25 protein-coding genes are annotated in these 24,867 nt (G+C 60.8%); 16 read left to right on the top strand and 9 right to left on the bottom strand.

Annotated elements, in window-relative coordinates:
- Positions 1-167: 167 nt before the first annotated feature.
- A complete protein-coding gene (locus KI810_RS03325; RefSeq protein WP_246525130.1) occupies positions 168-1,679 on the top strand; it encodes a sigma-54-dependent transcriptional regulator in 1,512 nt (503 codons plus the stop codon).
- A 118-nt stretch (positions 1,680-1,797) separates the two neighbouring features.
- On the opposite strand, the gene KI810_RS03320 is transcribed toward KI810_RS03325, so the two are convergent.
- Positions 1,798-2,733: a LysR family transcriptional regulator gene (locus tag KI810_RS03320; RefSeq protein WP_214174041.1), complete on the bottom strand. Its 936-nt coding sequence runs from the start codon at positions 2,731-2,733 to the stop codon at positions 1,798-1,800.
- A gap of 217 nt (positions 2,734-2,950) precedes the next feature.
- Here KI810_RS03320 and extH point away from each other — a divergent pair, with 217 nt between their 5' ends.
- The 11 genes from extH to extS all read left to right on the top strand — a co-directional run bounded on the left by extH (position 2,951) and on the right by extS (position 13,110).
- Complete coding sequence (gene extH, locus KI810_RS03315; protein WP_214174040.1) at positions 2,951-4,279, top strand: selenite/tellurite reduction operon rhodanese-like protein ExtH; 1,329 nt, start codon at positions 2,951-2,953, stop codon at positions 4,277-4,279.
- Between the two features lie 65 nt (positions 4,280-4,344).
- Positions 4,345-5,550, top strand: a complete 1,206-nt coding sequence (gene extI / locus KI810_RS03310) for a selenite/tellurite reduction operon porin ExtI (RefSeq protein WP_214174039.1) — start codon at positions 4,345-4,347, stop codon at positions 5,548-5,550.
- A gap of 115 nt (positions 5,551-5,665) precedes the next feature.
- On the top strand, positions 5,666-5,983 hold the full coding sequence (locus KI810_RS03305; protein ID WP_214174038.1) for a hypothetical protein: 318 nt from the start codon (positions 5,666-5,668) through the stop codon (positions 5,981-5,983).
- 60 nt (positions 5,984-6,043) lie between these two features.
- The gene (gene extJ, locus KI810_RS03300) at positions 6,044-6,361 is read left to right on the top strand and encodes a selenite/tellurite reduction operon protein ExtJ (RefSeq protein ID WP_214174037.1); all 318 of its coding nucleotides are present in this window, start codon (positions 6,044-6,046) and stop codon (positions 6,359-6,361) included.
- A gap of 43 nt (positions 6,362-6,404) precedes the next feature.
- Positions 6,405-7,757, top strand: coding sequence for a multiheme c-type cytochrome (seleno)protein ExtKL (extKL, locus tag KI810_RS03295; RefSeq protein WP_425513892.1), 1,353 nt, complete (start codon positions 6,405-6,407; stop codon positions 7,755-7,757).
- Positions 7,758-7,894: 137 nt separating this feature from the next.
- Positions 7,895-9,742 carry a selenite/tellurite reduction operon c-type cytochrome ExtM gene (gene extM / locus KI810_RS03285; protein WP_214174035.1) on the top strand — a complete coding sequence of 616 codons (1,848 nt, stop codon included), beginning with the start codon at positions 7,895-7,897 and terminating at the stop codon, positions 9,740-9,742.
- Positions 9,687-10,937, top strand: a complete 1,251-nt coding sequence (gene extO / locus KI810_RS03280) for a selenite/tellurite reduction operon b-type cytochrome iron-sulfur cluster-binding subunit ExtO (RefSeq protein ID WP_214174034.1) — start codon at positions 9,687-9,689, stop codon at positions 10,935-10,937. The genes extM and extO overlap by 56 nt, the downstream gene beginning before the upstream one ends.
- The gene (locus tag KI810_RS03275; RefSeq protein WP_214174033.1) at positions 10,892-11,305 is read left to right on the top strand and encodes a QcrA and Rieske domain-containing protein; all 414 of its coding nucleotides are present in this window, start codon (positions 10,892-10,894) and stop codon (positions 11,303-11,305) included. Before extO ends, KI810_RS03275 begins: the two co-directional genes overlap by 46 nt.
- A 1-nt stretch (position 11,306) precedes the next feature.
- Entirely contained in the window at positions 11,307-11,927 is a 621-nt protein-coding gene (locus tag KI810_RS03270) for a cytochrome b N-terminal domain-containing protein (protein ID WP_214174032.1), read from the top strand.
- Positions 11,924-12,337, top strand: a complete 414-nt coding sequence (gene extQ / locus KI810_RS03265; RefSeq protein WP_214174031.1) for a selenite/tellurite reduction operon b-type cytochrome membrane protein ExtQ — start codon at positions 11,924-11,926, stop codon at positions 12,335-12,337. The genes KI810_RS03270 and extQ overlap by 4 nt, the downstream gene beginning before the upstream one ends.
- Positions 12,313-13,110, top strand: coding sequence for a selenite/tellurite reduction operon c-type cytochrome lipoprotein ExtS (extS, locus tag KI810_RS03260; protein WP_246525129.1), 798 nt, complete (start codon positions 12,313-12,315; stop codon positions 13,108-13,110). Before extQ ends, extS begins: the two co-directional genes overlap by 25 nt.
- A 29-nt stretch (positions 13,111-13,139) precedes the next feature.
- On the opposite strand, the gene KI810_RS03255 is transcribed toward extS, so the two are convergent.
- From KI810_RS03255 to KI810_RS03220, 8 genes are all read right to left on the bottom strand, one after another.
- Positions 13,140-14,816 (bottom strand): FAD-dependent oxidoreductase, encoded by a 1,677-nt coding sequence (locus KI810_RS03255; RefSeq protein WP_214174030.1) that lies wholly within the window; start codon positions 14,814-14,816, stop codon positions 13,140-13,142.
- A 47-nt stretch (positions 14,817-14,863) separates the two neighbouring features.
- Positions 14,864-15,082: a hypothetical protein gene (locus tag KI810_RS03250; RefSeq protein ID WP_214174029.1), complete on the bottom strand. Its 219-nt coding sequence runs from the start codon at positions 15,080-15,082 to the stop codon at positions 14,864-14,866.
- A complete protein-coding gene (locus KI810_RS03245; RefSeq protein ID WP_214174028.1) occupies positions 15,079-15,777 on the bottom strand; it encodes a class I SAM-dependent methyltransferase in 699 nt (232 codons plus the stop codon). Before KI810_RS03245 ends, KI810_RS03250 begins: the two co-directional genes overlap by 4 nt.
- A gap of 339 nt (positions 15,778-16,116) precedes the next feature.
- The gene (locus KI810_RS03240; RefSeq protein WP_214174027.1) at positions 16,117-16,716 is read right to left on the bottom strand and encodes a class I SAM-dependent methyltransferase; all 600 of its coding nucleotides are present in this window, start codon (positions 16,714-16,716) and stop codon (positions 16,117-16,119) included.
- Between the two features lie 57 nt (positions 16,717-16,773).
- Positions 16,774-17,442: a cation efflux transmembrane domain-containing protein gene (locus KI810_RS03235; protein ID WP_246525128.1), complete on the bottom strand. Its 669-nt coding sequence runs from the start codon at positions 17,440-17,442 to the stop codon at positions 16,774-16,776.
- Positions 17,443-17,511: 69 nt separating this feature from the next.
- The gene (locus KI810_RS03230; RefSeq protein WP_214174026.1) at positions 17,512-19,257 is read right to left on the bottom strand and encodes a cytochrome c3 family protein; all 1,746 of its coding nucleotides are present in this window, start codon (positions 19,255-19,257) and stop codon (positions 17,512-17,514) included.
- A 272-nt stretch (positions 19,258-19,529) separates the two neighbouring features.
- Positions 19,530-19,688, bottom strand: coding sequence for an FmdB family zinc ribbon protein (locus KI810_RS17515; RefSeq protein ID WP_343213468.1), 159 nt, complete (start codon positions 19,686-19,688; stop codon positions 19,530-19,532).
- A gap of 858 nt (positions 19,689-20,546) precedes the next feature.
- Positions 20,547-21,251, bottom strand: coding sequence for a hypothetical protein (locus KI810_RS03220; protein WP_214174024.1), 705 nt, complete (start codon positions 21,249-21,251; stop codon positions 20,547-20,549).
- A gap of 272 nt (positions 21,252-21,523) precedes the next feature.
- On the opposite strand from KI810_RS03220, the gene KI810_RS03215 reads away from it, so the two are divergent.
- The 4 genes from KI810_RS03215 (at position 21,524) to KI810_RS03200 (ending at position 24,850) form a co-directional block, all read left to right on the top strand.
- On the top strand, positions 21,524-21,961 hold the full coding sequence (locus KI810_RS03215; protein WP_214174023.1) for a DUF134 domain-containing protein: 438 nt from the start codon (positions 21,524-21,526) through the stop codon (positions 21,959-21,961).
- 104 nt (positions 21,962-22,065) lie between these two features.
- On the top strand, positions 22,066-22,584 hold the full coding sequence (locus KI810_RS03210; RefSeq protein WP_214174022.1) for a nitrous oxide reductase accessory protein NosL: 519 nt from the start codon (positions 22,066-22,068) through the stop codon (positions 22,582-22,584).
- Between the two features lie 47 nt (positions 22,585-22,631).
- Complete coding sequence (locus KI810_RS03205) at positions 22,632-23,075, top strand: hypothetical protein (protein WP_214174021.1); 444 nt, start codon at positions 22,632-22,634, stop codon at positions 23,073-23,075.
- Positions 23,076-23,122: 47 nt separating this feature from the next.
- Positions 23,123-24,850 carry an ABC transporter substrate-binding protein gene (locus KI810_RS03200; RefSeq protein ID WP_214174020.1) on the top strand — a complete coding sequence of 576 codons (1,728 nt, stop codon included), beginning with the start codon at positions 23,123-23,125 and terminating at the stop codon, positions 24,848-24,850.
- Positions 24,851-24,867 lie beyond the last annotated feature (17 nt).

Genomic DNA, 24,867 nt, shown 5'->3' with positions numbered 1-24,867 from the left:
GTGCGTCCCCCCCGGCGGGGAGAGGGTTTCCATGGGTTGGTAACGCAGGGACCGTGCCAGGAGGGATACGTCCGCCTATCATACCGATAGTGCTGGAGAAATAAAGCAGGAAAATGGGAAAGAGCTAAAATTTAGCGTGGAGTCACTTGACACTGCATGAAGGGGTCATGTACATTTTGTGCATGAAACCGACTCTGAAACTGTCCCCAACGGACAGGGAATTCTTCGCCACGGTGGCCCGAGCCGCCTTCACCAACCCTTTCAGCCGGGAGCGGGTGGAGTTCGACCGGCAGATCGCCGGGGCGGCGCAGGCCGTTTCCCGGGACGAACTGATAACCAGGACCATCGCCCGTGTGGAGGAACGGGTGCGCAGCCTCATGGCCGCGGGAAAAGCCGACCTGCGCCGCTACACCGGAGAGGACCGGGAAATCGTCCGGACGGTGGTCCTGTTCGATGTCTACCACCGTTTCCGCTTCGAATTCGACGCCTTCATCCTCCGCCAGATCGAAGCGGGGGACACCCCCTGCCAGGTCCCCTTCGCCCGTGACGTCCTTGCCGGTCTGGTCGCCCAGGGGATCGGCAGCGACGATGCCCGGCGCTACTTCGCCATCTTCTACCAGATCCGCCGCGCCTTCTACTTCATCGAAAATTCCCTCACCGGCCTCGCCCCCTCCATGGACACCCTCCGGTTGAACCTCTGGAACAACGTCTTCACCTCCGACATCACCTGGTATGAAAACCATCTCTGGAACCGGATGGAGGATTTCTCCACCCTCCTGCTCGGCGAGACCGGGACCGGCAAGGGAGCGGCGGCGGCAGCCATCGGCCGTTCCGGCTTCATCCCCTTCGACGAGCGAAAGGGGTGCTTCAGCGAGAGCTTCACCCGCAACTTCATCCCCCTCAACCTCTCCCAGTACCCGGAATCGCTCCTGGAATCGGAACTGTTCGGCCACAAAAAAGGCGCCTTCACCGGCGCCATCGAAAACCACCAGGGGGTATTCGCCCGCTGCACCCCCCACGGCTCCATATTCCTCGACGAGATCGGCGACGTCTCCATACCGGTGCAGATCAAGCTTCTCCAGATCCTCCAGGAACGGACCTTTTCACCGGTAGGAGGGCACGACCGGCTCCGCTTCAACGGCCGGGTCATCGCCGCCACCAACAGACCCCTGGACGAAATGCGGCAACAGGGACAGTTCCGCGATGACTTCTACTACCGGCTCTGCTCCGATATCATCACCGTGCCGTCGCTGCGGCAAAGGGTGCAAGAGGAGCCGAAAGAGCTGGAAATGCTGGTGGGCGGCATCTTGACGCGCATGATCGGTCCGGAAGGGAAGTCCATGGCGGAAATGGTCTGCGAGGGAATCCGGCGGGACCTGGGGCCCCACTACCCCTGGAAAGGGAACGTCCGGGAACTGGAACAGGCGGTGCGGCGCTTCATCCTCAGCCGGCATTATCACGGTGACCGCCAAGGTGCATGCAGCGGCCTGCGCGAACAGCTTTGTGTCGACATAGAGACCGGAACCACCGATGCCCAGACCCTGCTGGCAGCATACTGCTCACTCCTCCATCAACGACACGGCACCTATGAGGAGGTCGCCCGCCGGACCGGCCTCGACCGGCGGACGGTGAAGAAGTACATCCAGCGGACCGCCCCGGCCGGCCCGGACGTGGAATGAACCATAGCCTCTTCCCGACACCCCCTCCTTCCGCATGTCATCTCCCCCTCATCTGCTCGCAAAAAAGGCCCCTTTCCTTCTGAAAAGTGGCCCCTGTTTCGCTCCCGCCATGACAGTTTCAGGCACCGGAAGCAGCCTTCGTACCGGAACGACATGAACCGCTGATGCGGAATTCGGCAAAGAGTGCCTGGACGAAGGATTCCACAAGGGGCGACAGGTGCTCCCTGGCAAGGATCATTGTACGGGGCCGGAAGTGATGGAAGCCGGCAACCCTGTGGGAAACCAGCTGCCCGGCCCGCAACTCCTTTTCGACAAACCCCTTCGACACGAAACTGATCCCGTTTCCCGCCAGCACCTCGTTAATGACAAAGGAAAGGTCATCGAAGTAAACGACGCCGGCAAAGTCGCCGCAGGAACGTTCCAGCGTCCGGAGGTTCTTGTCGATGAACCGCTTGGCACAGCCGTGTTGGTTTTTCAGGTAGAGCCGCTCTTCGAAGAGCCGTTCCACCCCTACCTCCCCCTCGGGAATCCCCCGTGAGGGGCTGCTGACAAACACCACTTCGTCGTCGGGGAGCTGGTGGGTGACGTGGTTTTTCAGGTCGACTTCGTCACAATGCTCGATGAGAGCAAGGTCGAACCTCCCGCTGTCAATGCCTGCCAGTGCCTCCTCCGGCATGGTGAAGACGCAGCTGAGATCGATGGTTTTGCCATGACTGGCGACGAAGGAACCCAGAAACCCGGAGAGGCGGTGCATGCCGAGGGAAGGGGTACAGCAGAAGGAAATCTTTTGTTTGTCCTGGCGGGTCGTGAGGTTGTCGAAAAAATCATGCTCGATTTCGAGAATCTTGCGCCCCCGGTCGATCAGCAGCTGCCCCGCAGCCGTCGGTTTCAGAACCGTCCCCGCCCGCTCGAAGAGCGGACTCCCCACGTACTCTTCCAGCAGCTTGATCCGCCGCGAGACTGCCGACTGGGTGACAAACAGGACGGCAGCGGCCTTCGTGATGCTGCCGACCGCCGCAACCTTCAGGAATGTCTTCAGGAGTACGAAATCCATGGAAGTACCCTCTGCGACTTTGTACCCATGCGTTTTACGCAAGGGGGGCATGCGAATTACTCACTCATAGTTAAACTAAATTTATTGTATAATGTCAATACTTTAATTGTTTTTAATATTAGTAATTTAGCATCAAAACAAGGAAGGTTTCACCCCGTATTGGTTGTCATCCGAGCCCGGGACATCCCGGCCGGAATTCACTTCGATGGGAGGTACTATGACACAGCAGGTATGGAGAAAAGGGCGGATCATGCTGGCGGGGCTGTTCGGCGTCGCCATGCTCACGCTCGTCGGTCTGTGGGGATGCGGAACAAGCGGGTATGACAACCCCTCTGCCGCGGCGGTAACGACGCAGACGCCAACCGCCCTGATTCAGGCAGCCGATTTGAAACAGTGGGCAGATGCAGGACTGGTGAACAAGGCGGGGGGATATGACCGGGTTGTCCTCCTCGAAGTGAGCACCGAAACCAACTACAACGGAGCCCACATACCGGGAGCCCAGTATGTCAACCTGACGAACGACCTGATGGAAAACCGTTATGAAGGCCCCATGCTGGCGGGGCAGATGGTGCTTTCCGGCGCCAAGATGGACGCTCTGATCCAGAAACTGGGGATTGACGCCAACACGACCATCGTCTTCACCTCCTCCGAAACCGAGGTCGGCTCCCCCTGGAACCTTACCCGCGGCTATGCCACGTTCCGTTACTGGGGCTTTCCCAAAAATCGGCTGAAGGTTCTGGATGGCGGCAACAAGGCCTGGAAGGCTGCCGGTTTTGCCATGACTACCGAGATTCCAACCATCACCAAATCCACCTACGGTGTAACTCCCAACAACATCAGCAGAATCCGCACCGACCTGCGGGCCTCTCTGCCCGAGATGATTGCCGCTGTCACTGCCGGTACCTCAACCAACGACTTCATTGACGGTCGCGCCACCTCCCCGGCGGTCCCCGGCCCGACTACCGACCTGATCGACGGGACGAAATACGTCGTCTTCGAGGGACTGGTAAAGGGTGGTCGGGCATACAGCTACGCCAACCTTATTGACGCAACGACGAAGCAGTTCAAACCCATTGCCGACATCAAGACGGGCCTGAACATCCCGGCCACGGCCACATCGGTCTATGCCATCTGTCGGGCCGGCAATATCGCCTCTGCCCTGTTCTTCGCCATTGACGGCTACGCCTATTACAACGAAGTCGAAACCGGCGCCATGAAAGCGGTCTGGTACGACGGCTCCTGGGGCCAGTGGGGCCTAATGTCATCCAGCACCGCCAATGGCGGCAAGCTTATTGCCGGTTCGGTGTGGGATACGAGTCTCCTGACCGACAGTCTCACCTACAATGTGGGAAAAACAGTCTCTATTTCTGGAACACCGACAGTGCTGACAACAACCCACATCATCAACTACAGTACCCGCCTCAACAATCCCGAACCGTCTCTTGCCGATGGCAACCAGCTCGAAAAGGCTGACGCAGCCTACCGCAGCCCCGTTACCACCTCGACCGGCGGAGGGGCAACGGCCGGCGGTGGCGGCGGCTGCTGATGGCGTCATGGCTTGACACCCCCTGCCCCGGCAGGGGGAAACCCGACAAATAAAGGAGTTCATGCATGATAAAGATCACCAAGGCAGGAAGAATTTCCACCATGGCGGCCGGTTTGCTCCTGGTCGCCGGCACCGCCTTCGCCGGGCCGAAGATGACCTTCGGGCCGGATGACGAGGGTGCCCTGCAGATCGACTACAAGGGGCAGTTCCAGATGACCGTCCGGGATACCGGCAGCGGCGACAACAACGACGACACCACCACCAACTTCAACTTCCGGCGCAACCGGCTGGCGCTCATGGGCAAGTACGGCGACATGCTGAGCCTCTATGTCCAGACCGAATTCACCGAGGACCAGAACATCTCCACCCTCGGCGTCGCCAGCGCCAACCAGGGGACGGAATTCCAGCTCCTCGACGCGGTAATGCGCTTCAAGCTCCATGACAGCTTCCGGGTGAACGCCGGCAAGTTCAAGTACAACCTCTCCCGCGAGAACCTGGAGGCATGCGAAATGCCCCTGACCCTCGACCGGTCGCTCTTCGTCCGGACCGCCTATACCACCACCCGCGACACCGGCGTGGCAGTGTGGGGGAACCTGTTCAACGACATCTTCCAGTACCGCGTCGACGCCATGGAAGGGCGCAAGGCCGTTTCGGGGGATACCGCTCCCAGCTCCAACTTCCGCTACTCTGTCCGTGGTCACGTATCACTGCTCGACCCCGAGAACGATTATGGCTACAAGGGAACCTACCTGGGCAAGAAGAAGGTCCTGACCATCGGCGGCGCCTACCAGTTCGAGCCGGAGGTCGCCTATGGCGACACGGTCACCAGGACCGACCGGAAGGACTACCAGGCCTGGACGGTCGACGGCTTCTTCGAGTATCCCCTCGAAGGGATCGGCACCGTCACCGCTTCCGCAGCCTATGAGGACGTTGACCTGGACGACGCTTACAAAGGGGCCAATCCCGACCAAGGGGTCATCGGCATCAACGGGCAGAAGAACGGCTGGTACGCCAAGGCCGGCTACATGCTCCCCAACCTGCCGCTGCAGTTCTTCGGCCGTTACGAGAAGTGGCGTTTCGCCAGCCTCAACAACATCTTCGACCAGAAAGTCGACTGGTATGGCGGCGGCGCAAATTACTACTTCCGTGGTCAGAATCTGAAACTTACCGCGGAGGTCTCCCGCACCGATTTCGGCACCGAGGGGACCGTTGGTGGGCTGAGGAGCAAAGACTTCACCACCTTCATCGCCCAGCTGCAGTTGATATTCTGATAAACCGGACAAGGGGCGGTCCCTGGTGCAGGCTCTCACGACCACGGACCGTCCCTCCCCCCAGAGGTCACGCCGCACATCCAGGCGGCACAAAGGAAGCATGGAAGGAAACGCGATGAAGCCCCTCACCACCCTGATACTGCTGCCGGTCTGCCTTGCCCTGGCAGGAGGCGCGGCCTGCGCCGACTACGTACAGATACAATACCGCTCCGGCAAGGTCCAGACCTTTCGCCTCGACGAACCGAGCAGCGGGATCGTAAGCATCAGCTATCAGGACGACAACGCAGCCGCCGCCACCCCGCCATCACCCCCGAAAGCTGACAGCAGCAAAACGGCCGGTGAAACGGCACCAACGCCCCAACGCAATACCGGCACACCTACGGCAGTCGGCAAACCGCCCGTCCGCATCGAATGGGCACCCCCGGTGGAATGACCGCAAACCCCTCCACGCTTCTCAACGTTCGAACCATCACTAACAAAAGGAGAATCTGCAATGAAACGACTGCTCACGAAAATTTCCGTTCTGTTCGCCATGGCCGCCTTTGCCACGGCAGCCTTTGCCGCCGAATCATTCAAGGGAAAAGTATCCGCCATTGACGGGGAAAAGGTAACGGTGACGGCGGAAAAGGATATCCCCGCCTGGGTGAAAAAAGGCACCAACGTCGAGGCGATGGGGGGAGCCCCCATGGTAGTGGAGGTAAAGGGGAATACGGTCGTGCTGAAATTCGGCAAGGCCAAGGCGGCAAAAATCAAGGCCGACAGCACCATGACCATCAGCGAATCTGCCGGCGACGAACTCCAGGGGTGCTGAAACGGCTGCATTCCGCGTCTTATCACTACAGGGGAGGAAGATGATGAAATTCAGCGTAACCGGCACCCTGGCCTTTCTGGCGGCCACTGCCCTCCTGACCGGACCGGCATTGGCCGACGGCAAGGCGGGCATAGGCCTGAAAGAGACCATTGCCGCAAAGTCGGGCAAGGCGAAAACCCTTGCCGAACTGGCAAAGATGTACGACTCCAGCTCCTGCATCGAATGCCACCAGGACAAGCATGACGAAGCGCAGAAGTCCATCCATTCGCGCTCGATCTACGGAACGGGAAGAACGGCGTCGACCATAATGTCCGCCATCGAAAACGGGCTCATGGAACAGCCCTATTCGGGGGTGAAGAGCCCGAAGGACGTCAAGGTGGAGCACCTGATGGGGTGCGCCAAGTGCCACCTGCCGCAGCTGGCCGATGCGGAGGACTCGGTGGCCCAGGAGCTCGTCAACACCCTCTACAGCTGGAAGGACGCCCAGAAAAAGAAAGACAAGGTTGCAGCCAAGCAGTTTGAAGACAAGCTCAAGAGCGTCAACATCAACTGCCTCGTCTGCCACAACCGCAATGCCATCACCCACAAGTGGCAGGACGGCTACCCGAAGGCAGGGGTGGTTTACGGGTCGAAGGACGGCGACCATCCCTCGGACAAGTTCCCCAAAATGGCAGTAAGCCCCATCATGAGCGAAGCGATCCAGTGCGGCCAGTGCCATGGCATGGGACCGAACATGGAGCTTGACGAACCGACCCAGTGCTGCACCTCCTACGGGAGCTATCTCTGGGCCTACAAGTCGGAGGGGGGCCAGGACAGCTGCCAGGAATGCCACATGAAGAAGAGCAAGCTCGGTCACAACATCCAGTCCTACCGTGACCCGGCCATGGCCAAGGCGGCGGTGGATTTCAAGATGGAATCCTACGGCTACCACTGGCGTGACGGCGCCGAGATCAAGCCGAAGGCAGTCGTAAAAGTGGAAATGACCAACCGTACCGGGCACTCCATCCCCGATGGCTGACCGACCCCCAACCGACTGGTTCTGTCGGTCATAGCAAAAACCAAGGATGGCGTTGAGGTGTTCAACCAGGAGAAGATCTACATGCCGGTTCCCCAGCAACTGGGACGGGGTGACCGGATGGGGCGCGGCCCCTACGAGAAGAGCGGCATCATCGAGGACAACGGACTGCCTCCGGGGAAAACGGTCCACGAACGGTTCGACATCATGTTCCCCCTCGAGGAGCTCGAGGTGGACGGCAAGTTTGTCAGCAGGCCGGCCGCCTACGACCTGGATATCGAGGTCAAGCTCTGGTATCTCCCCTTCGGCACGAAAAAAACTGACCCGTTCCTCTGGCAGGAAGCCAGCAAGACGGTCAGCATCAGCAAGACCGGAAAATAATGCTGCAACCTCCTTCATGTTCTTGGCCGGCGAGCCCTTCGCCGGCCATTTTTTTCGGACCGGACCGGCGAGCAACTGGATATTTGCCCATGGTTGCAGTATAGTAGGCCATTCCGGAAAGCGTCCCTGCCGAGGCCATGCCTATCATACCCAACAGTGCCGTCATCATTTTTTCGATGCTGCTCATGCTTCTCACCGGTTGCACCAGGGGAACGTCGACCTGCGAATCGTGTCACCGGGGGATAGAAGCGGCCTCCGCCAGTCACCCCTCCTGCACATCCTGCCATGGCGGGAATGACCGGGTGAAGGAGAAGGATGCATCCCACCGCGGCATGTATGGCCGGAACAACCCCGCCGACCCCGAAACGTGGGATAAATCGTGCGGAACCTGTCACCGCTACCAGCTCGAACGGGTGCAATCGAACCTCATGCAGACGAACACGGGGATGATCAAGAACATCCAGCTCACGTGGGAAGGAAACGACCCGCGGCTCTTCGCCACCCGCCAGACCGGAACGTTCGACGGGGCGGGCAGGCCGTTGCAGCTGGCCGGCGTCGTTGAGCTGAACAACCTGTCGGGAGAGCTGTACCGCAAATTCTGCTCCCAATGCCACGTGGGAAGCGAAACGAGTAATGTCCTCGCGGCGAGCCATGGGTCGGGCTGCGCTGCCTGCCACTTCCCCTACAACGACCAGGGGACCTACGGGGGGAACGACCGGACCATACGGGGGAAACTCCCCGCTGCGGCATCCCATGCCCTTGCCGCTCTGCCCGGCAACGACGTCTGCTTCCGCTGCCACAACCGGAGCGGGAGGATCGCCCTTTCCTACCAGGGGCTCTACGACGGCAACAACAGCCTGGTTCCCACCCGCGGCGGGAAGCCGGGGCCCGCCATGATCAGCGGCGGACGCAACGTGGTCCGGATCGCCCCGGACGTCCACCACGCCGCCGGGATGGAGTGCATCGACTGCCACACCTCCCGCGACACCATGGGGGACGGCTATGCCTACGAGAACATGTACCAGCAGACCGAAATCGCCTGCGAGGACTGCCACGGCAGCGAAAAATCCCCCCCCCGCTTCTCCGTCATCACGAGGGAGAACGAGGAACCGGTAAGGGAGTCGAAGCGGTACAGGATGCAGATGCGGCCGGGGATGGAGATGGTCCTGACCGCCAAGGGGCGCCCCTACTCCAACGTATTTGTCGCCGACGGCAATGTCCTGCTCCTCGGCAAGAAAAGCGGCAGGGTTTTCCGGAGCAAGGTGATCACCGGCACGCCGGAACACACCATCGTCGGCCATGGCCGGCTCGAATGCCATGCCTGCCACTCCCGCACGGTGGTCCAGTGTTACGGGTGCCACACCCGTTACGACAAGACATTGGACGGGATGGATTTCATCAAGAAGCGGGAGACCCCCGGCCGGTTCAGCGAAACCGAGGACTACCGGATGCTCTACCCCTTCCCCCTGGCACTGAACCAGCGGGGCAGGATCTCCCCCGTCACCCCCGGCTGCCAGACCTTCGTCACCGTCGTGGAACCTGACGGCACCCTGTCCCGGAACGAATACGTCGCCCGGTACAAGGGGAAACCCCAGCTCCGCTTCGCGCCGTTCTACTCCCACAACACCGGCACGAGGGCGGTCGGCTGCTCCGAGTGCCACGGGAACCCGGCGTTTCTCGGCTTCGGCCAGCATGTGGTGGAGGGGGGGACCATCCGGGGGACCCTTATCTGCGAGAAATCTGCCGACAAGCCCCTCGACGGATTCCTCACCATGCGGGAGGGGAAGGTGAAAGCCTTCTCCGCCATTACCCGCGAAAACTCCCGCCCCCTCGACGGGAGAGAGGTCAAGCGGACGCTGGCCCTCAACGAATGCCTGGTCTGCCATGACAAGGCAGCGGACCCCATCTACCGGAAAAGGATCGATTACCGTGCGCTGGATGATGCTCTTCATCGCCGTCTTCTGGATGGCAACCGGTCCCGCTGACGCCAGGGGGGCTGAAAACTGCACGGTCTGCCACCGGGTTACCCTGACGGGTAAGCACGGAGGGCTCTCCTGCCTTTCCTGCCACGGGAACGAAGCGCGTCCGTCCCCGGACCCCGCCTCCTTTGCCGGCAAGGCCACCGGCTGTACCGGCTGCCACCGGGGGTACGAAGGGATGGCGGGACATGTCATGGCCACCCGGAGCAGCGAGCGGGATTTCGTACAGCGCACCTACGGGCGGCACGACCCGGCGTTCTTCGCGAAAAACTGCGGCGAATGCCACGTCCGGAGCTGTCTGGACTGTCACGGCGGCAACGGACACCGGGTCGCCCGCCCCCATGACAGTGCCTGCCTCGCCTGTCACAAGGGGTACTTTACCGGCGCCGAATTTGCGGGGAGGGCCCCGCGGGAGGAACATGGGCGCTACCAGCGGGGGGTGGAGTTCCAGGGGGAACCGTTCCTGAAGATGCTCCCCGACGTCCACTTCGAAAAAGGACTTGGCTGTGCCGCCTGCCACGACATGGCAAGCTTTCTCTCCGGCCGGAAGTCCGCCAGGGGTTGCACCGACTGTCACCGGCCGGACAGGAAGGTCCTCGAACACCGGATTGCTGCCCATCTGGAAAAGATGGAGTGTTACGCATGCCATTCCGCCTGGGCTCCCCAGGAGTACGGTACTTTTTACCTCCGCTTCATCGACAGCACTCTCCAGAACCAGTACCGGCTGCGAAACAACGACGGCGAGTACGTAAAGAGCGTCTACCTGAAGACGCAGGATGCGCCACCGCTCGGCGTCAACGCTGCCGGCCGGGTCAGTCCCGTCCGGCCGGAATTTATCGCCTACTTTACCGAGATCAGGGGAGACAACGTGTCCGGGGCCGAAAACCGGCTCCTGGCGGCGGAATGGCGCGCTTTTTTCCCCCACACCGTCCGGCGGGGGACCCCCCTGTGCGACGGGTGCCATGACAACCGGCGCCGCTTCCTCCTGGAAAAGCCGGAGGAGCGCATCTACCGGCTCCGGGAGGACGGCATGTCGCTGGATTCCTTCTGGGACCGCACCGGCCAGCGGATGGTAAACGGTTCGTTCCTGGAGGAGAAGCGGTACCGGGAAATGTCGGCGCGTACGCCGGCCTACACGAAGGGGTACGTGGAGAAATGGAAAAGCCTCGTCAATCGCGTCGACAGTTCATCGTCGCGCTAGTGACCTTACTGGCCGCTGCGGGCGGGATATGGCGGTTTCTCGTGCCGCGGAAGGCAAAACGGGAGATGCTGCTCCGGGTGCCGAAAGCCGAGCTCCCCTCCCACGGCGCCCTTGTCTACCGGGAATCGCGCATCGCCCTCGTTCGTGAGGAAGGGAATATAATCGCCCTGAGCCTCGTCTGCCCCCACCTCGGCTGCACAGTAGCAGTCACCCCGACGGGGATGGTCTGCCCCTGCCACGGCAGCAGGTTCAACCAGAGGGGGGAACTGCTGAGCGGGCCCGCCACGGAGCCCCTCGCGGCGCTGGCCGTGGCATCGGACGGAGAATACCTGGTGGTCACGGGGAGATCGCGGGGAGGGAACGCCTGACATGTTCAAGGATTTTTTCAAGCATCTTTTCCCCCGGGTCGTTCTCAAGAAGAACCTTCGGATCAGCTATACCTTCTGCCTCGGGGGGATGGCGTTCACCACCTTCATGGTGCTCGTCGCCACCGGCATCCTGCTCCTCTTCTACTACCGGCCGTCGCCGCGGGAGGCGTTCGACTCCATCCTCTTTCTCGAAACCTCCGTCTTCGGCGGACGTTACGTGCGAAGCCTCCACCGGCTGGCATCCCACGGGTTCCTGCTGCTCATCTTCCTCCACACCCTGCGGGTCATCCTCACGGGGGCATACGCAAAGCCCCGGCAGCGCAACTGGGTCATCGGCTTCTCCCTCCTCTGCCTGGCGATATTCGAGGCCTACACCGGCTACCTCCTCCCCCTTGACCAGCTCGCCCTCTGGGCGACCCAGACCGGCATGAAACTGCTGGAAACGGCACCCCTGGGGAATATGGCAAAGGGGATACTGGTGCCCGACGGCGTGGGTGAGACCCTGTCCCTCATCCGTTTCTATGCGCTCCACATCATCGTCGTGCCGACGCTGACCCTCTTCCTTTCACTGCTCCACTTCTACCATATCCGCAAGAACAAGGGGGTGCTCCCTTACCTATGAGAGGCTACGTAAAAAGCTCCCCCGTTTTTTTCCGGCTGGTAAAGCGCTCCCTGGCGCTGACCGTCTGCGTTCTCCTGGCCCTGGCGGCACTCATCCCCGCTCCGCTCCAGGAACAGGCCTCCATCGGCAACGTTCCCAACCCGGTGAAATCTGCCTGGTTTCTCCTCTGGATACAGGAACTGGTGAGTTACGACAAAACGCTCATCTACGGCGTGATCGGCATCGCCCTCATCTTCCTTTTCCTGCCATGGTTCGGGTTCCTCCCCGTTCCGGAGCGGGGACGGTGGTGTGCCCGGGAACGCCTCCCTCTCACCATCTTCACCCTGGCCATATTCCTCGCCATTGTGCTGCTTACCATCGTCGCGCTGTTTTTCCGGGGGGAGAATTGGAATTTCGTGTCGCCATTCTGATGCTGCTCCTCGTGATCGCCGGTGGAGCCGAGGCCGGGACAGGAAAGAGGCCACCCCTCTGCCTCTCCTGCCACGCCCCTCACTATGTCGGCCGGGGGAGCTGCACCTCGTGCCACCGGGGAAACGACCGCTCCGACCGGGAAAATATCGCCCATCGGGACATGATCCCTGGCAGCCTGGTCTACTTCACCCTTGGCGGCGATTCCCCCCGGGTACGGGAAGGGAAACAGCTGATCGACCGGTTCGCCTGCCGGCGCTGCCACCGGATTGCCGGCAAGGGGAACCGGCGCGCCTCCAACCTGGACAGGCTCTACGCAACGACCCCTCCCCTGGCCATCCAGCAGGCCATAACCCGTCCCGCGGTGTTCATGCCCGATTTCCACGTCACCGACCGACAGGGGGTTGCACTGGTCAACGCGATCATGGCGGGGGGGATGGCTGCCGGGGAAGAGCGGCGGGAACTGCCGCAGGTCGTGCATTTCGCGGAGAGGGGGGGGAAACGGGAGGAAGGGTTTGCCGCCAGCTGCGGCCCGTGTCACCGGCTCCTTTCGGAGCAGTACGGCGGACTGGGGACGGGGGATGCGGGGCCGAATCTTTCCGGGATTTTCTCCGAATTCTACCCCCGCACATTTGAAGGGAAGCTGCCGTGGACCGTGGAGAGGCTGAAAACGTGGCTCAAGAACCCGCGCAGGGTGCGCCACGGCTCCACCATGCGCCCCGTGCCCCTGGAGGAAGAGAAGCTGCCGGAACTGCTTCACCATCTGGAGCGCTGACCCCCTCCCAACCGCCGCAGCTCGTGAGGCTACCCCCGCCTCAACTCATAGGGCCACATCATGATGCCGCCATCCAGGAAGCGGGTTTTGCCGAAGCCTGCCCCGTCCAGGATCTTCTGGGCCTCATACCCCCGAAGGCTGATCTTGCAGAAGGTGACGATCTCCTTGTCCCTGGGGAGGGAATCCAGTTTTTCCCGCAACGCTCCCAGCGGGATGAGCTTCGCCCCCTCGATCCCCACTTCTGCGTGTTCGGCGGGGGAACGGACGTCCAACAGGATGAAGTCGTCCCCCTCGTCGAGCTTGCGCTTCACCTCACCGGCAGAGATGCCGCGGGCATGGCCGGCCAGCTTGTTCTTGAGGATGTCGGCGGCAACGATGAGATTGTCCATGGCCGCCGAGTAGGGGGGCGCATAGGCGAGATCGAGCTGGGAGAGCTGATCGGCCGTGGCCTTGAAGGTGATGGCGGCGGCAGCCGCATCCAGCCGCTTGTCCACAGCCCCTTCGCCCACGGCCTGGAGACCGAGGATCCTGCCGGTCTCCCGTTCCGCCACGATCTTCAATGCAATCGGCCTGGCGCCGGGAAAGAAGTGGGCCTTGTCGGGAGCGGGAGAGAGGACCGTCTCCACCCCGTAGCCACAGGCTTTGGCCTCGGCTTCGGTCAGCCCCGTCTTCCCCGCATTTATGGTAAAGACCTTGAGGATGGAGGTCCCCAGAATCCCCGGAAATGTCGCCTCTCCCCCCGCCGCGTTGATGCCGGCCACCCTCCCCTGCTTGTTCGCCGTGCTCCCGAGGGGAACGAACACCTTCCCCCCCGTGACCAGGTGGAGGGATTCGCAGCAATCGCCACAGGCGAAGATGCGGGGGTCGCTGGTCTGCATGCGCGAGTCGACGGCAATGGCCCCGGTGGCACCGATCTCAAGCCCCGCCTCCCGGGCGAGCCCGCTGTTGGGACGGACGCCGGGCGCAACCACCACCAGCTGGGCGGCCACCCCCCCTTTGTCGGCAATAACCCCCTCCACCCGGCCGGCACCGGTAAACCCGGTGACCCGGCAGGAGGTCATGACCCGCACGCCGTTCATCCGGAGATGCTTCTCCACCAGTGCGGCCATCTCGGCATCCAGCACCCCCGGCAGCACCTGATCCCGCATCTCCATCACCGTGACATCGAGCCCCTTCTGCCTGAGTGCCTCCGCCGTCTCCAGTCCGATTAGCCCGGCCCCCACGATGCAGGCCTGTTTCCCCGCAACAGCATGGGACTTGAGCAGCTCCGCATCCTCGATGGATTTCACCGTCAGGATCCCCTGGAGATTGTTGTTGTCAAAGGAGGGAAGGAACGGAGTGCTGCCGGTTGCGAGCACCAACCGATCGTAGTCGAGGACGTATCTTCTCGCAGTAGACGTCTCCAAAAGTTCCACCGTCCTGACTTCCCGGTTGATGGCAACGGCCTCCGTGCCGGTGAGGACCTTCACCCCCTTCACCTTGTTGAAAAAGGAGGCATCACGCACAACACCGACAGGTGTGCTCATCAGCTCCTTCACATCGGCCACGGTGTCGGACACATAATAGGGAATGCCGCACGCCCCGTAGGAGATGAAGTTCCCTCTGTCTACAAGCGTAACCTCAGCGTGGGGATTGATCCGCTTCGCCTTGGACGCGGCCTTGGCCCCTGCGGCATTCGCACCGATCACCACAATGCGCATCTTCATGGATGGACTCCTTAACAATTTCGTAGACTGTAATAAAAAGAGGGGAACTATCCCGTTCGCTGTCCCATGTCCCGCCCTACCCGGTATAACAGCAATACAAAGGGCCAGGCGTGCCAAACGAGATCAAATATATCTATCGGCCTTTTCAGCGTGCCCGACAGCAACATCCTGAGCTTTTCCACGATATGGGGTTGGGGATAGAAGGGTGCAAAGCCAAGAAGCAGCACCAGCGGGATGAGCAGTTTGTAGTCCAGCAGAGTTCTCACGCACACTCTCCATTTCCACAAGGTCGCAGCACATTCAGTCGCCGGTCGGCATCGAGAAAAATTCCGTTGCCGGTCCGGTGCTGGTCGAGAAACGCCCTTACTTCCACCTGGAAAGATTCCGGCTGTTGTCGGCAGCCCGGCAGCATGCTGGCGAAGAAATCATCGTCGTCGGCAAACAGGAACAGGGTCCGGAACTGGACCGTCTCTCCAACCGTCCACCCCTCCAGGGCGTGCATGGCACGAATCGCCGCTTCCCTGGCAGGGCGCTCATTGCCGCTCCCCGCTCCGAAATGCTCCTTAGCCTCAGTCAGGGAGCCACCGTCCCCAGGCTCGACAACCACGATTACTCCCCCTTTCCGAAGAAGAGAAGCCACCTTCCGCAGACTGCCAGGCATCTCCTCGACGGGAACGTGGTGGAGGGAGAGAGTGTAGATGGCCAGGTCGAAGCTGCCAGGGGGGAGATCGGGCACCCCTGCCGGCGCATGCATGAACTGCACGTTGTCCGCCACGACGACGGCCCGGGCCTGTTTCAACGAGGTTCCATCAGGGTCGGCAGCCACAACCCGCCCGGCATGCCGCGCCAGGTCGCGAGTGATCCTCCCCTTGCCGCACCCTATTTCGAGGAGCTCCGTGCCGCGTATGTCGCACTGGGACAGAATAGTTGTGATGTACTGGTCCGTAGGGTCCGGAATCATATGGTATTCCCGTTACTGTGGGCTGTTTGCGGCAATCTGCAACAGATCAGTCGCCGCCGGACTCCTCTTTGTTTTGCAGACATCGTATGACATTTTTCACCGATTCCTCATCGCCGGGATCAAGATACAAGAGAGGGTCTTTCCCCTCATATCCTTTGAACATCCTGAACCTGCTGCAGGATTCATAATCACCGAGACACAGTTTCTCCCGTATGTACTCCGCTGTCCGGGGAAAACTCTCCAGATCCTTAAAAAGCTGACAGCAATCCAGCAATCGACAGGCCATTCCCACCTCTCATGTCCGTCACAACATTCCTCCACGGGCGATGCGACTCCGCGTTACAGCTCACATACCTTGACGCCCAGGATCTGCACCACCGAAGCCAGCCCCGTATGGCCGCGCCCTTCAAGCACGTCCCGTTCCACCTGGACGGCATGGACCAATTCCAGTCCGGCAAGCTCCCGTTTCAGCTCATCCAACGACATGAGCATGTCGAGGGATTGGGGGCCGCCGGTGCCATAGGCAAGCTGCTCCTTGCTGAACGCCTCCAGCACGAAGACCCCGCCGGGCCTCAGCCCCCTGACAGCAGCCTGATGAAGCGGAATGCGGATGGCTGACGGGAGGTGGCAGTAGATGGCGATAATGCCGTCCCACTCCTCCGGCCCTATCACGAACTCGCCCAGGTCGGCATGGATGGTGGCAAGGGTGACGTTCCGCTGGATCGCCAGTTCCCGGGCTTTGCTGAGCCCCACTGCCGAGCCGTCCACACCAGTCACCTCATATCCGCGCGATGCCAGGTAGACGGCATTTCTCCCCTCCCCTTCGGCAAGAGAAAGAATCTTTCCTTTCGGAATCCGGTCCACCACGGAGGCGAGAAATTCGTTCGGTGCCGTCCCGTAGGCAAAGCCCGGTTCACTGTACCGTTCATTCCAGTCCATGGTGCAATCCTTTCATCGGCTTCTGCTTAAAGGTCATAGATGGGAGGAAAAATACCTTCAGGAAACCGTATCGCAGTTCCCGGAGCAGGAACAGGAGCAGGCGAGTCCCCTGGCCTTCTGGAACGCTTCCCTTCCCTCGCGGAAGGAGAGGATGGCGATGCCGAGGGAACCGATCGAGTCGAGCCAGCCGATGCCGGTCAGGGTATAGCCGGCACTGGCCAGCAGGAGCACCACGGAGAGCTGCAGGCAGGTCCGGGTGCAGGCGGCATCCGCCAGGATGGCGGGTGAGTTGAGAGCGGTCCCCACCTTGACCTTGTAGTGGATGAGCGCCTGCATGGCGACAATGGAGACCAGGGCGACCACGATCCCCCAGGTGGTGGTCACCGGCCGGTGGCGCTCGAAAAAGGAGATGACTGCCGTCGCCAGCAGCCCGCCGGCAAGGAGATAAAAGGCTCCCCCCGTTATCGTGAGGGCCCGCCGCTCGAAGGGGTCCCTGTCTGCCGTCTCCCCGTGACCGAGCCGCCGGACCATGTGCCAGATACCGATGCCGGAGATCACCTCCACGAAGGAATCGAGCCCAAAGCCGAAAAGCGAGATAGTCTCGTCGGCGGCGCCGAGCCAGACAGAGATTACCCCTTCGGCGATATTGTAGAAGATGGTGATGAGCGCCAGGAGCGCCGCGGTGCGGTAGAGCTCCCGCAGCCTGAGCATGGTGGGGCAGAACATTATCGTACTCCGTAGGGAATGAAATAGCTTGTACTGCCTGGAGAACCGGCCTCACGACGGTTACGAGCGTCAGTGGTGCATAATTCCGGCATTTTCCCTGGTATCGGGACTGTCCCTGAACGTCTCGTACCGTTTCCTGTCCTTGATGACCGGCAGGGAGAAGTCCCCTCCGATCCGCCATGCGTCCTTCAGGTAGACCCACGGGGCGAACGCCGAAAGGGAATACCCCTGTTCCGGCTCGATCTTCTCCGACCGCATTCCCTTGATGAACAGGCCGTTGCGGTCGGCGAGCACCTCGTGGCTGCCGTTGAACGGCATTGCGCCGGGATCGCTGTATTCCCAGGTGACCTTCTGCAACTGGGCGCCGTCCGGCGAGCCGTGGCACGAATCGCAGGAGCGGCTTTTCCCCAGCTTGTGTGACATCTTGTCCATCTGGATCCAGAGCAGCGCCTTGTTGTTCTCCGGCAGGCCGTCAAGCAGCCCCACATAGCCCCAGGCATCGTCCGTCCGCTTCAGCTCCGGAAGGTCGGACGGATAGCGCCAGTGCAGGCCGGGGGTGAAGGGGGACCCTTTCTGGTTCATGACCGCCATGGGGAACGGTTTGACCGGTATCCAGCGCCCCTTCTGGTCTTTGATCAGGACCGGCTCCGGCATGTAGCCGTAATAGGCCTTGTACTTGAAATAGGGGGTCGCCGTTCCCGCGATCTTCCCCGGTCCCCAGTAGGTCCCCTGGTAGCCGGCCACCTTTTGAATGTGGCACGCTTCGCAGGAGAGATCCCGGTGCCGGGACGTCGCGTGGGTTTTCACCGCTTCGGGATGGCACCGCCCGCACGAGTCCTGGGCCTGCCGTTTGACCATGCCGTGGCCGATGGCGGGGTTGCTTTTCGTGCTCTCGTGGCAGTCGAGGCAGCCGACCCTGGCCTTCAGGTGGACATCCGGCTCGTTCCCCTCGGGGAAGGAGAACGAACCACCGAAATAGCCCGCCCCCCGGCGCCGGTCCTCGGGCCCCGCATGGCAGATGGAGGCCCGGCCGTTGCCATAGCAGCTCTCGGACGGCGGGGTTTTCACGAAGGTGTGGGGCCCGCGGGAGGGGTCGGCGTTATTTTTCTTTTGCGGATTGAAATGGCAGTCCAGGCAGCCCACATGGCAGGTATTGCAGGCCTTCTGGTTGATGCGGTTACCCTCTGGCGACAGGGGGAGCTGGGTGTTTGCCTGCAGCGCCCCGAAGTTCCCTTCGAACCAGGGGCCGCAGTTGTGGGGACCGCGCTCGGGCGTAATCCACCCCTTGTACTGGCTCTGCTTGCCGTTGATCGCCATGGTGCTGCGGGAGAACTCCTCGAACTCCTTCCGGTGGCATGCGCCACAGGTCTTCCCCATGACCTCGAAGTCCTGGCTCAGGGTGTCGACTCTTTTGTCGTGCCACGAGATGGCGGTCACCGATGTGTCCTTCACCGGCATGCCATCCTTGCCGGCAACGGTATAGAGGCGGTTCATGGGGTTCGTGCCATATTCGAGCGGGTAGCGCCGGGCCGACGTGATGACCGTGAACCCTTTCTTCCCCACGACGAGGAGGCGGGCCATTCCCCTGTGGGCTCCCTCCTTCTCCTTTGCAACCGGGTTCCCCAGGTGGCATTCGCTGCAGGTGGCCGGCATGCGCGTCTGCGCCCCCACCTCCTTGCTGTTCATGGTAAAGTGGCCATATCCCAGGGATTCCATCCGCTGACGATTGCCATGGCACTCGATGCAGCTGTCCGAAGCCTCGACGGTGATCGCTGCTCCCGCGATCATGATACCCACAAGGATTGCCCGTATCATGGCGATAACCTCCTTCCAGCCGCGTTAAGCAATACGCTCGTCAACCGTCATCCGTTCCCCTGACAGAGAACTGCTTGTTTGCCGATAGTACCCCGGTCCCCGAGGTCGCGGACATCGGACCTTCAGGTGGGGGCCCGGAACCGTGGTACCATGGCTATGAGTGCAAACCAGATAACCAGAAATGCGATCACCAGCAAAACCGTTCTCAAGATGCCCCCCATCGAGTCAACTTCTGTTTTCGTCACAACGCCGACCTGGCGTCGTCAGACCCTTCAGCCACCGCTGAAACAGCCGGCTGCCGATGCCGGATTCCCCACCGACGAGAAGGTCGACAGTTCCCTATTAACCTCGACGGAGCCGCATGAGGGACACTCCGTTTGATAGGCAACATCGGCTTTTTGCAATGTTTCAAAGCGGCATCCGCATGCCATGCACGTATACTCGAACAGCGGCATAATTCATCCTCCTCCCGCAATATTCATATTTTTGAATACAATACCCCAGGCATGGCGGTTCTGTCAATGCTGAACCCTTTCAAGAGCAAAACGGGGTCAGGCCTCTTGCCTACCCCCCTGAAGCATTGCTCTCCTTGGTAAAGGGTAGCGTTACTGTCTGGACTCATTCCCTGCCCTTCGGACATCAGCCTCTTCTGAGAAATTCCTCCGGAAATGATGATTGCAGATAAAGGTGCCCCTGATGATGTTCAGTTGCGGGCAGGTGCCCGGATCATCAACCAGGCAGAGGAAGTATCCTGTCTCGAATAACCTGCGGGTGCGACATATCTTCGGGTCGGGAAGTTTCTGCATATCCCCTCGTGCCTCCTGCTCAAACGTTATCCGTAAGTTTAAACTATTTTCCGGATTTTTTGTTTACAGGGCGCATTAAAAGCATTATATTAACGTGCGATAATTCAGGAGGATCTAAAATGTCAGCATCACGAGTTCAGCGCCGCGTAGTTGAACCAAAGACAGATGAATGCCGTGCCCTTCCCTTGGGCCCTAAATTCTCCCGGTGCCTGATTGAGGATCCCCAGTGCCGGCATGCCATTTTCGTACGCGACAAATTTTTCTGTCACCATCCAGACCACCGCCGCTTCGAGATAGAAACCGCTTAGCCCCGACAGGCATCCTTGCAGCTTTGCACGGAATGAGGGGGGCTCACGCAAACGACACGAGGGGCCAGGCGTATGCCTGGCCCCTCGTGTGTTGCAGCCGGATATATTCAAGCTGCCTGCACTGAAGCTTCATGTACGAGACATTGCCCGCCGCCGTGCAAGGCTCATACGTTCATCATTTTGACCGGGATTCACTCGATGCCCTGACCAGGGCAGCAACCTCGGACTGGATTTCCGACGGCTCCACCTTCGCCCGCTGCAGCAGTCCCCCCCAACTCGTCCCCCCCCCTTTGACATCACGATAGAGCTGAGTTGCCGGCTGACGCGTCTTTGCTGCTATCAGGCCCGTCATGATCAGTTCCTGGTTTCCGGCGCCGGCCTTGCGAAGTGCCGCCAATTCCGGTTCGCCGTAAAAACGGAAGCGCAGCAGCAGTTCGTCGACCACCGCATTGGCCAGGCGGTCATCAGCAGCATTGGCCTTCAGTGCCTCAACAACCCTGCCTCCCCGTGACGTGGCGGGAAGTGCCAGCGGGGCTGCCACCTGCCGCCAGGCCCCTTTGGCTTTGCGCTCCTGCAACAGGGACTCCGGGTCGGCGCCGGACTTTGCCGCCAGCCAGTAGGCTACCCACAGGTCATCCGCAGAGTTCCCTTTCTGCTTCTTGACCACGATGGTTTTTTTCTCGACACCGAAGGCTGCGGCAAAAAACGAGTTCTGGGTCGTGGCCAGGAAATAGGGATCGGCCACCGTGGGGTGCGCCGGGTCATAGGAACGGTCGGTGAAACAGTGGCAGGTGATGGCGGGGATGGCCCATGCCGGCATCGGGAGCAGAAGGGCCATGACAAGACCCAGTCGGAAACCATGGCAGGTGATGAGACGCATACATATCCTTTCTCGGGTTGCAACCAACCTGCTGCACAACCATTTGTTCAAACTATCCGGTGACATCAGATTACCATCGAGGCCGGAATTGGCTTTGACTTAGATCAAGTAACCGTCAATCAGGAGTGGAGGATGGCTTCTGTCGTGCACCTCGACCCGCCCTGGCGATATGCCGGGCTTGAGTTGACATTCATACCTCCTTGTGCATAATTGTGCATACGCACATTTTATACAGGAGACCACGACGGCACTAATCCTGCGCAAAGGGCGTCATGTCACCACGCAAGAAAAAGACACGTACCTGTACCTGCCCTCTCCGGGGGAATGTGGGCCGGGTATTCAACCCGGCCGGCACGCCGCTCAGGGATATGGAGATCGTTGCGCTGGAGCGCGACGAACTGGAGGCGTTCTACCTCTGCGACGGCCAGGATCTCCACCAGGAGCGGGCCGGTGAGATGATGGGCGTTTCCCGGGGGACGGTGCAGAGGCTTCTTGCCGGAGCGCGCAAGAAAATGGTCGACGTGCTGGTGGGGCAGAAAACCCTGGTGATCGTCGGTGAAATGCCGACGGTGCAGATGCAGCCACCCGACGTCGCCCCCTCCATCGACAGTGAGCATGAAAAGGGCATGGTGGTCCAAGGATACAGTTCATGCGGAAACGACGACTCCGAACCGTGCCAAGGCCCGCTGAGCTGTCCCTGGCGAGGATAGGACGAGTCGGGCATCCTCGCCTCGCCAATGAACACTGCATGAGGGGCATCGGCAGTCTGCAAGCTGCTGACGCTCCCGAATCCCCGAGACGAAAAGGAGACGTTATGCGCATTTTTCTACTGCTCGTCGGGCTCTGCCTGGCAACGGCGCCGGCAGCGCTGGCAGCCCCGCCGGCCGACGTGGTACAATCCCCCGCGTGCCACCACTGCGGCATGAACCGGGGAACGTTCAGCCACAGCCGCATGCTCATCGAGTATGAGGACGGCTCGCGGGTCGCCACCTGCAGCCTGCATTGCACATCGGTTGAACTGGCCAACACCATCGACAGGATGCCGGTCATGGTGAGCGTCGCCGACTACGACAGCAAAGAGCTCATCGATGCCGAAAAAGCCGTCTGGGTGATAGGCGGCAGCAAGAAAGGGGTAATGACCGGCCATGCCAAGTGGGCCTTTGCCTCCCGGGAGGCGGCTGAGCGGTTCGTCAAGGCAAACGGCGGCACCATTGCCAGTTTCGACGCAGCGATCAAAGCGGCCTATGACGACATGTACCAGGATACGAAAATGATCCGCGAATTCCGGAAAATGAAGCGGCTCAAGCAGCAGGAAGGCGCGGCACATCATTGATCCCGGGCTTAAAACGGTTCGTACCTTACTGAAAAAAGGAAGTGGTTATGATCAGGCATCTGTTAGGGGTTCTGATGGTGTTTTTCTGCCTGGGAGTTGCGGTCCCTCCGTTGGCCCTCGCCGCGCCTCCTCCCACGGCGCAGGGCGTGTACCAGCCCCTTCCGAAGCCGGGAACGAAGGTGCCGATCGACGCCGGCCACTACTTTACCTTCGGCTTCGACAAGCAGCCGAAGATCGGCATGGCCATAATGCGGGTGGAAGTTTTCACCCGCGACGGGCAGCGGGACACCTCGTTCACCATCAAGGGGGACGCGGACATGCCCTCCATGAGGGGAGCCCACGCCATGGGGAACAAGGATTTCTCCCTCTCCGCCAAAGGGGTGTATCTCCTCCCGGTCCATCTCGTCATGCCGGGGGACTGGGAAATCAGGTTCACGTTCGAGAAGAAGGGGAAAACGGTCTTTCGCGGCGCCTACCTTTTCGATCTGTAGCATTACTTTCAGTGCCCGGGACACGGGTCTCGGGAGATGGAGATCCCATGAAGCGACTGAAGAAACGCGGCCTCGCCCTGCTCCTTGCAACCGTCGTGATCTGCTGTACCTCCCTTTCGGCGTCACCCGTATCGGCAGAAGTGTCCCCATCGCCTGCGCCTGCTGTCGCTTCCCAGGAGACGCTCCGGCTGGGGGAACGGATCTACCGCGAGGGGATCCTCCCGTCGGGGAAGCCGCTGCGCGTCTCCATCAAAGGAGACAGTGCGGTCCCCGGCATGACCTTTGCCTGCGTCAGCTGCCATCTGCGGAGCGGGCTCGGAGCTTTCGAGGAGGGGGTCTATACCCCTCCCACCAACGGCGCCAAGCTTTTCAAGCCGCGCCCCGTACTCCACCGGGGGCTTGAACTGAGCGCACAGCCCCCCCTTCGCCCGGCGTATACCGACGAATCCCTGATCGAGGTGCTTCGAACCGGCAGCGATCCCAAAGGCCGGGTCCTGAGTGAGGTGATGCCCCGCTACCTTCTCGACGACCAGGATGCCCGGGTTCTCGTAGCCTACCTCAGATCCCTCTCCGCACAATTCTCCCCCGGCGTGAGCGATACAGCCATTCGCTTCGCCACCGTGATATCCGAGGATATCCCCCCTGAAAAGAGCACGGCAATGCTCGCTGCCTTCGACGCCTACTTCGATTCGCGGAACACCCAGGTACGGGCCGTCGCCGATCCCCGGAGCAAAGGGTCGTACCGCCGGATGGCGGAAAAAATGTTCGGCTCAAAGGAACTGGCAACCAGGACGACCTCCCTTTCACGCTGGATACTGAAAGGCCCACCGGAGACGTGGCGCAGCCAGCTGGAGGCATACAACGGCAAGGAACCGGTATTTGCCCTGCTGGGGGGAATGGTCAGCGGCCAATGGCAACCCGTTCACCAGTTCTGCGAGGAGAACGGGATTCCGTGCCTGTTCCCCAACACCGACGTTCCGGTGATTTCCGATACCGACTGGTACACGCTCTACGCATCCAAGGGATACTACCAGGAGGGAGAAGGCGCCGCCCGCTATCTAAACAACACGGCGGATCTGCCGGGAGAACATCCGGTTGTCCAGGTGGTGCGGGATTCACCGGAAGCAGCAGCCCTCGCGGCAGGTTTTCAGCAGACGTGGCAGGGTCTTGGGCACAAGGCGCCGGTGACGGTGTCCTTGCCCCGGGGAAAAGTGCTGGACGGCGATTTCCTGCAACGGCTGCTTGCCAGCCACACTACCGCCGTTCTGGTCATCTGGGATGACGCCGCGGCAATCCCCGCGCTGGAGTGGCTCGCCCGTCACGACGGCCGGCCGGCGATGGTTTTTCTCTCTGCCCGCTACCTCGGGGAGAGTGTCTGGAGCTTGAAGAAATCAGTACGGGACTTCACCTACCTTACCTACCCCTACTCATTTTTCCCCACCGCTGGCATGGGAAAACCGCAGCTGCAGGGCGATGCGCAAAAGACCCTGCGACAGGCGGACATCCCCCTCAAAAACGAGGTGGAGATGATAACGAGCCAGACCAACGCGGTGACAAAGCTCTTGACGTCCCTGCTCATAGAGCTGAAAGGCAATTACTATCGCGACAATCTTCTGGACGTTACCGGGACGATGATGGAGGAGCAGCATCCCGTCTATGGACAGATCAGCTTTGCCGCCGGCCATCGCTATGCTTCCAGGGGGTGCTACATAGTCCAGCTTTCCCCCGGCGACACGCCGGAACTGGTCAAGAAAAGCGGCTGGGAAATTCAGTGACAAATTTATCCGGTGGC

The sequence above is a fragment of the Geomobilimonas luticola genome (genome assembly GCF_018476905.1).
GTDB classification, from domain to species: domain Bacteria; phylum Desulfobacterota; class Desulfuromonadia; order Geobacterales; family Geobacteraceae; genus Geomobilimonas; species Geomobilimonas luticola.
This window is presented reverse-complemented; position numbering and strand designations above follow the sequence as displayed.

Bases quoted from the DNA above. Each gene is read 5' to 3' on its own strand.
- KI810_RS03325 (WP_246525130.1), top strand. From the start codon at position 168: ATGTACATTTTGTGCATGAAACCGACTCTGAAACTGTCCCCAACGGAC.
- KI810_RS03320 (WP_214174041.1), bottom strand. From the start codon at position 2,733: ATGGATTTCGTACTCCTGAAGACATTCCTGAAGGTTGCGGCGGTCGGC.
- extH (WP_214174040.1), top strand. From the start codon at position 2,951: ATGACACAGCAGGTATGGAGAAAAGGGCGGATCATGCTGGCGGGGCTG.
- extI (WP_214174039.1), top strand. From the start codon at position 4,345: ATGATAAAGATCACCAAGGCAGGAAGAATTTCCACCATGGCGGCCGGT.
- KI810_RS03305 (WP_214174038.1), top strand. From the start codon at position 5,666: ATGAAGCCCCTCACCACCCTGATACTGCTGCCGGTCTGCCTTGCCCTG.
- extJ (WP_214174037.1), top strand. From the start codon at position 6,044: ATGAAACGACTGCTCACGAAAATTTCCGTTCTGTTCGCCATGGCCGCC.
- extM (WP_214174035.1), top strand. From the start codon at position 7,895: ATGCCTATCATACCCAACAGTGCCGTCATCATTTTTTCGATGCTGCTC.
- KI810_RS03275 (WP_214174033.1), top strand. From the start codon at position 10,892: ATGGAAAAGCCTCGTCAATCGCGTCGACAGTTCATCGTCGCGCTAGTG.
- KI810_RS03270 (WP_214174032.1), top strand. From the start codon at position 11,307: ATGTTCAAGGATTTTTTCAAGCATCTTTTCCCCCGGGTCGTTCTCAAG.
- extQ (WP_214174031.1), top strand. From the start codon at position 11,924: ATGAGAGGCTACGTAAAAAGCTCCCCCGTTTTTTTCCGGCTGGTAAAG.
- KI810_RS03255 (WP_214174030.1), bottom strand. From the start codon at position 14,816: ATGAAGATGCGCATTGTGGTGATCGGTGCGAATGCCGCAGGGGCCAAG.
- KI810_RS03245 (WP_214174028.1), bottom strand. From the start codon at position 15,777: ATGATTCCGGACCCTACGGACCAGTACATCACAACTATTCTGTCCCAG.
- KI810_RS03240 (WP_214174027.1), bottom strand. From the start codon at position 16,716: ATGGACTGGAATGAACGGTACAGTGAACCGGGCTTTGCCTACGGGACG.
- KI810_RS03235 (WP_246525128.1), bottom strand. From the start codon at position 17,442: ATGTTCTGCCCCACCATGCTCAGGCTGCGGGAGCTCTACCGCACCGCG.
- KI810_RS03230 (WP_214174026.1), bottom strand. From the start codon at position 19,257: ATGATACGGGCAATCCTTGTGGGTATCATGATCGCGGGAGCAGCGATC.
- KI810_RS17515 (WP_343213468.1), bottom strand. From the start codon at position 19,688: ATGGCATGCGGATGCCGCTTTGAAACATTGCAAAAAGCCGATGTTGCC.
- KI810_RS03220 (WP_214174024.1), bottom strand. From the start codon at position 21,251: ATGCGTCTCATCACCTGCCATGGTTTCCGACTGGGTCTTGTCATGGCC.
- KI810_RS03215 (WP_214174023.1), top strand. From the start codon at position 21,524: ATGTCACCACGCAAGAAAAAGACACGTACCTGTACCTGCCCTCTCCGG.
- KI810_RS03210 (WP_214174022.1), top strand. From the start codon at position 22,066: ATGCGCATTTTTCTACTGCTCGTCGGGCTCTGCCTGGCAACGGCGCCG.
- KI810_RS03205 (WP_214174021.1), top strand. From the start codon at position 22,632: ATGATCAGGCATCTGTTAGGGGTTCTGATGGTGTTTTTCTGCCTGGGA.
- KI810_RS03200 (WP_214174020.1), top strand. From the start codon at position 23,123: ATGAAGCGACTGAAGAAACGCGGCCTCGCCCTGCTCCTTGCAACCGTC.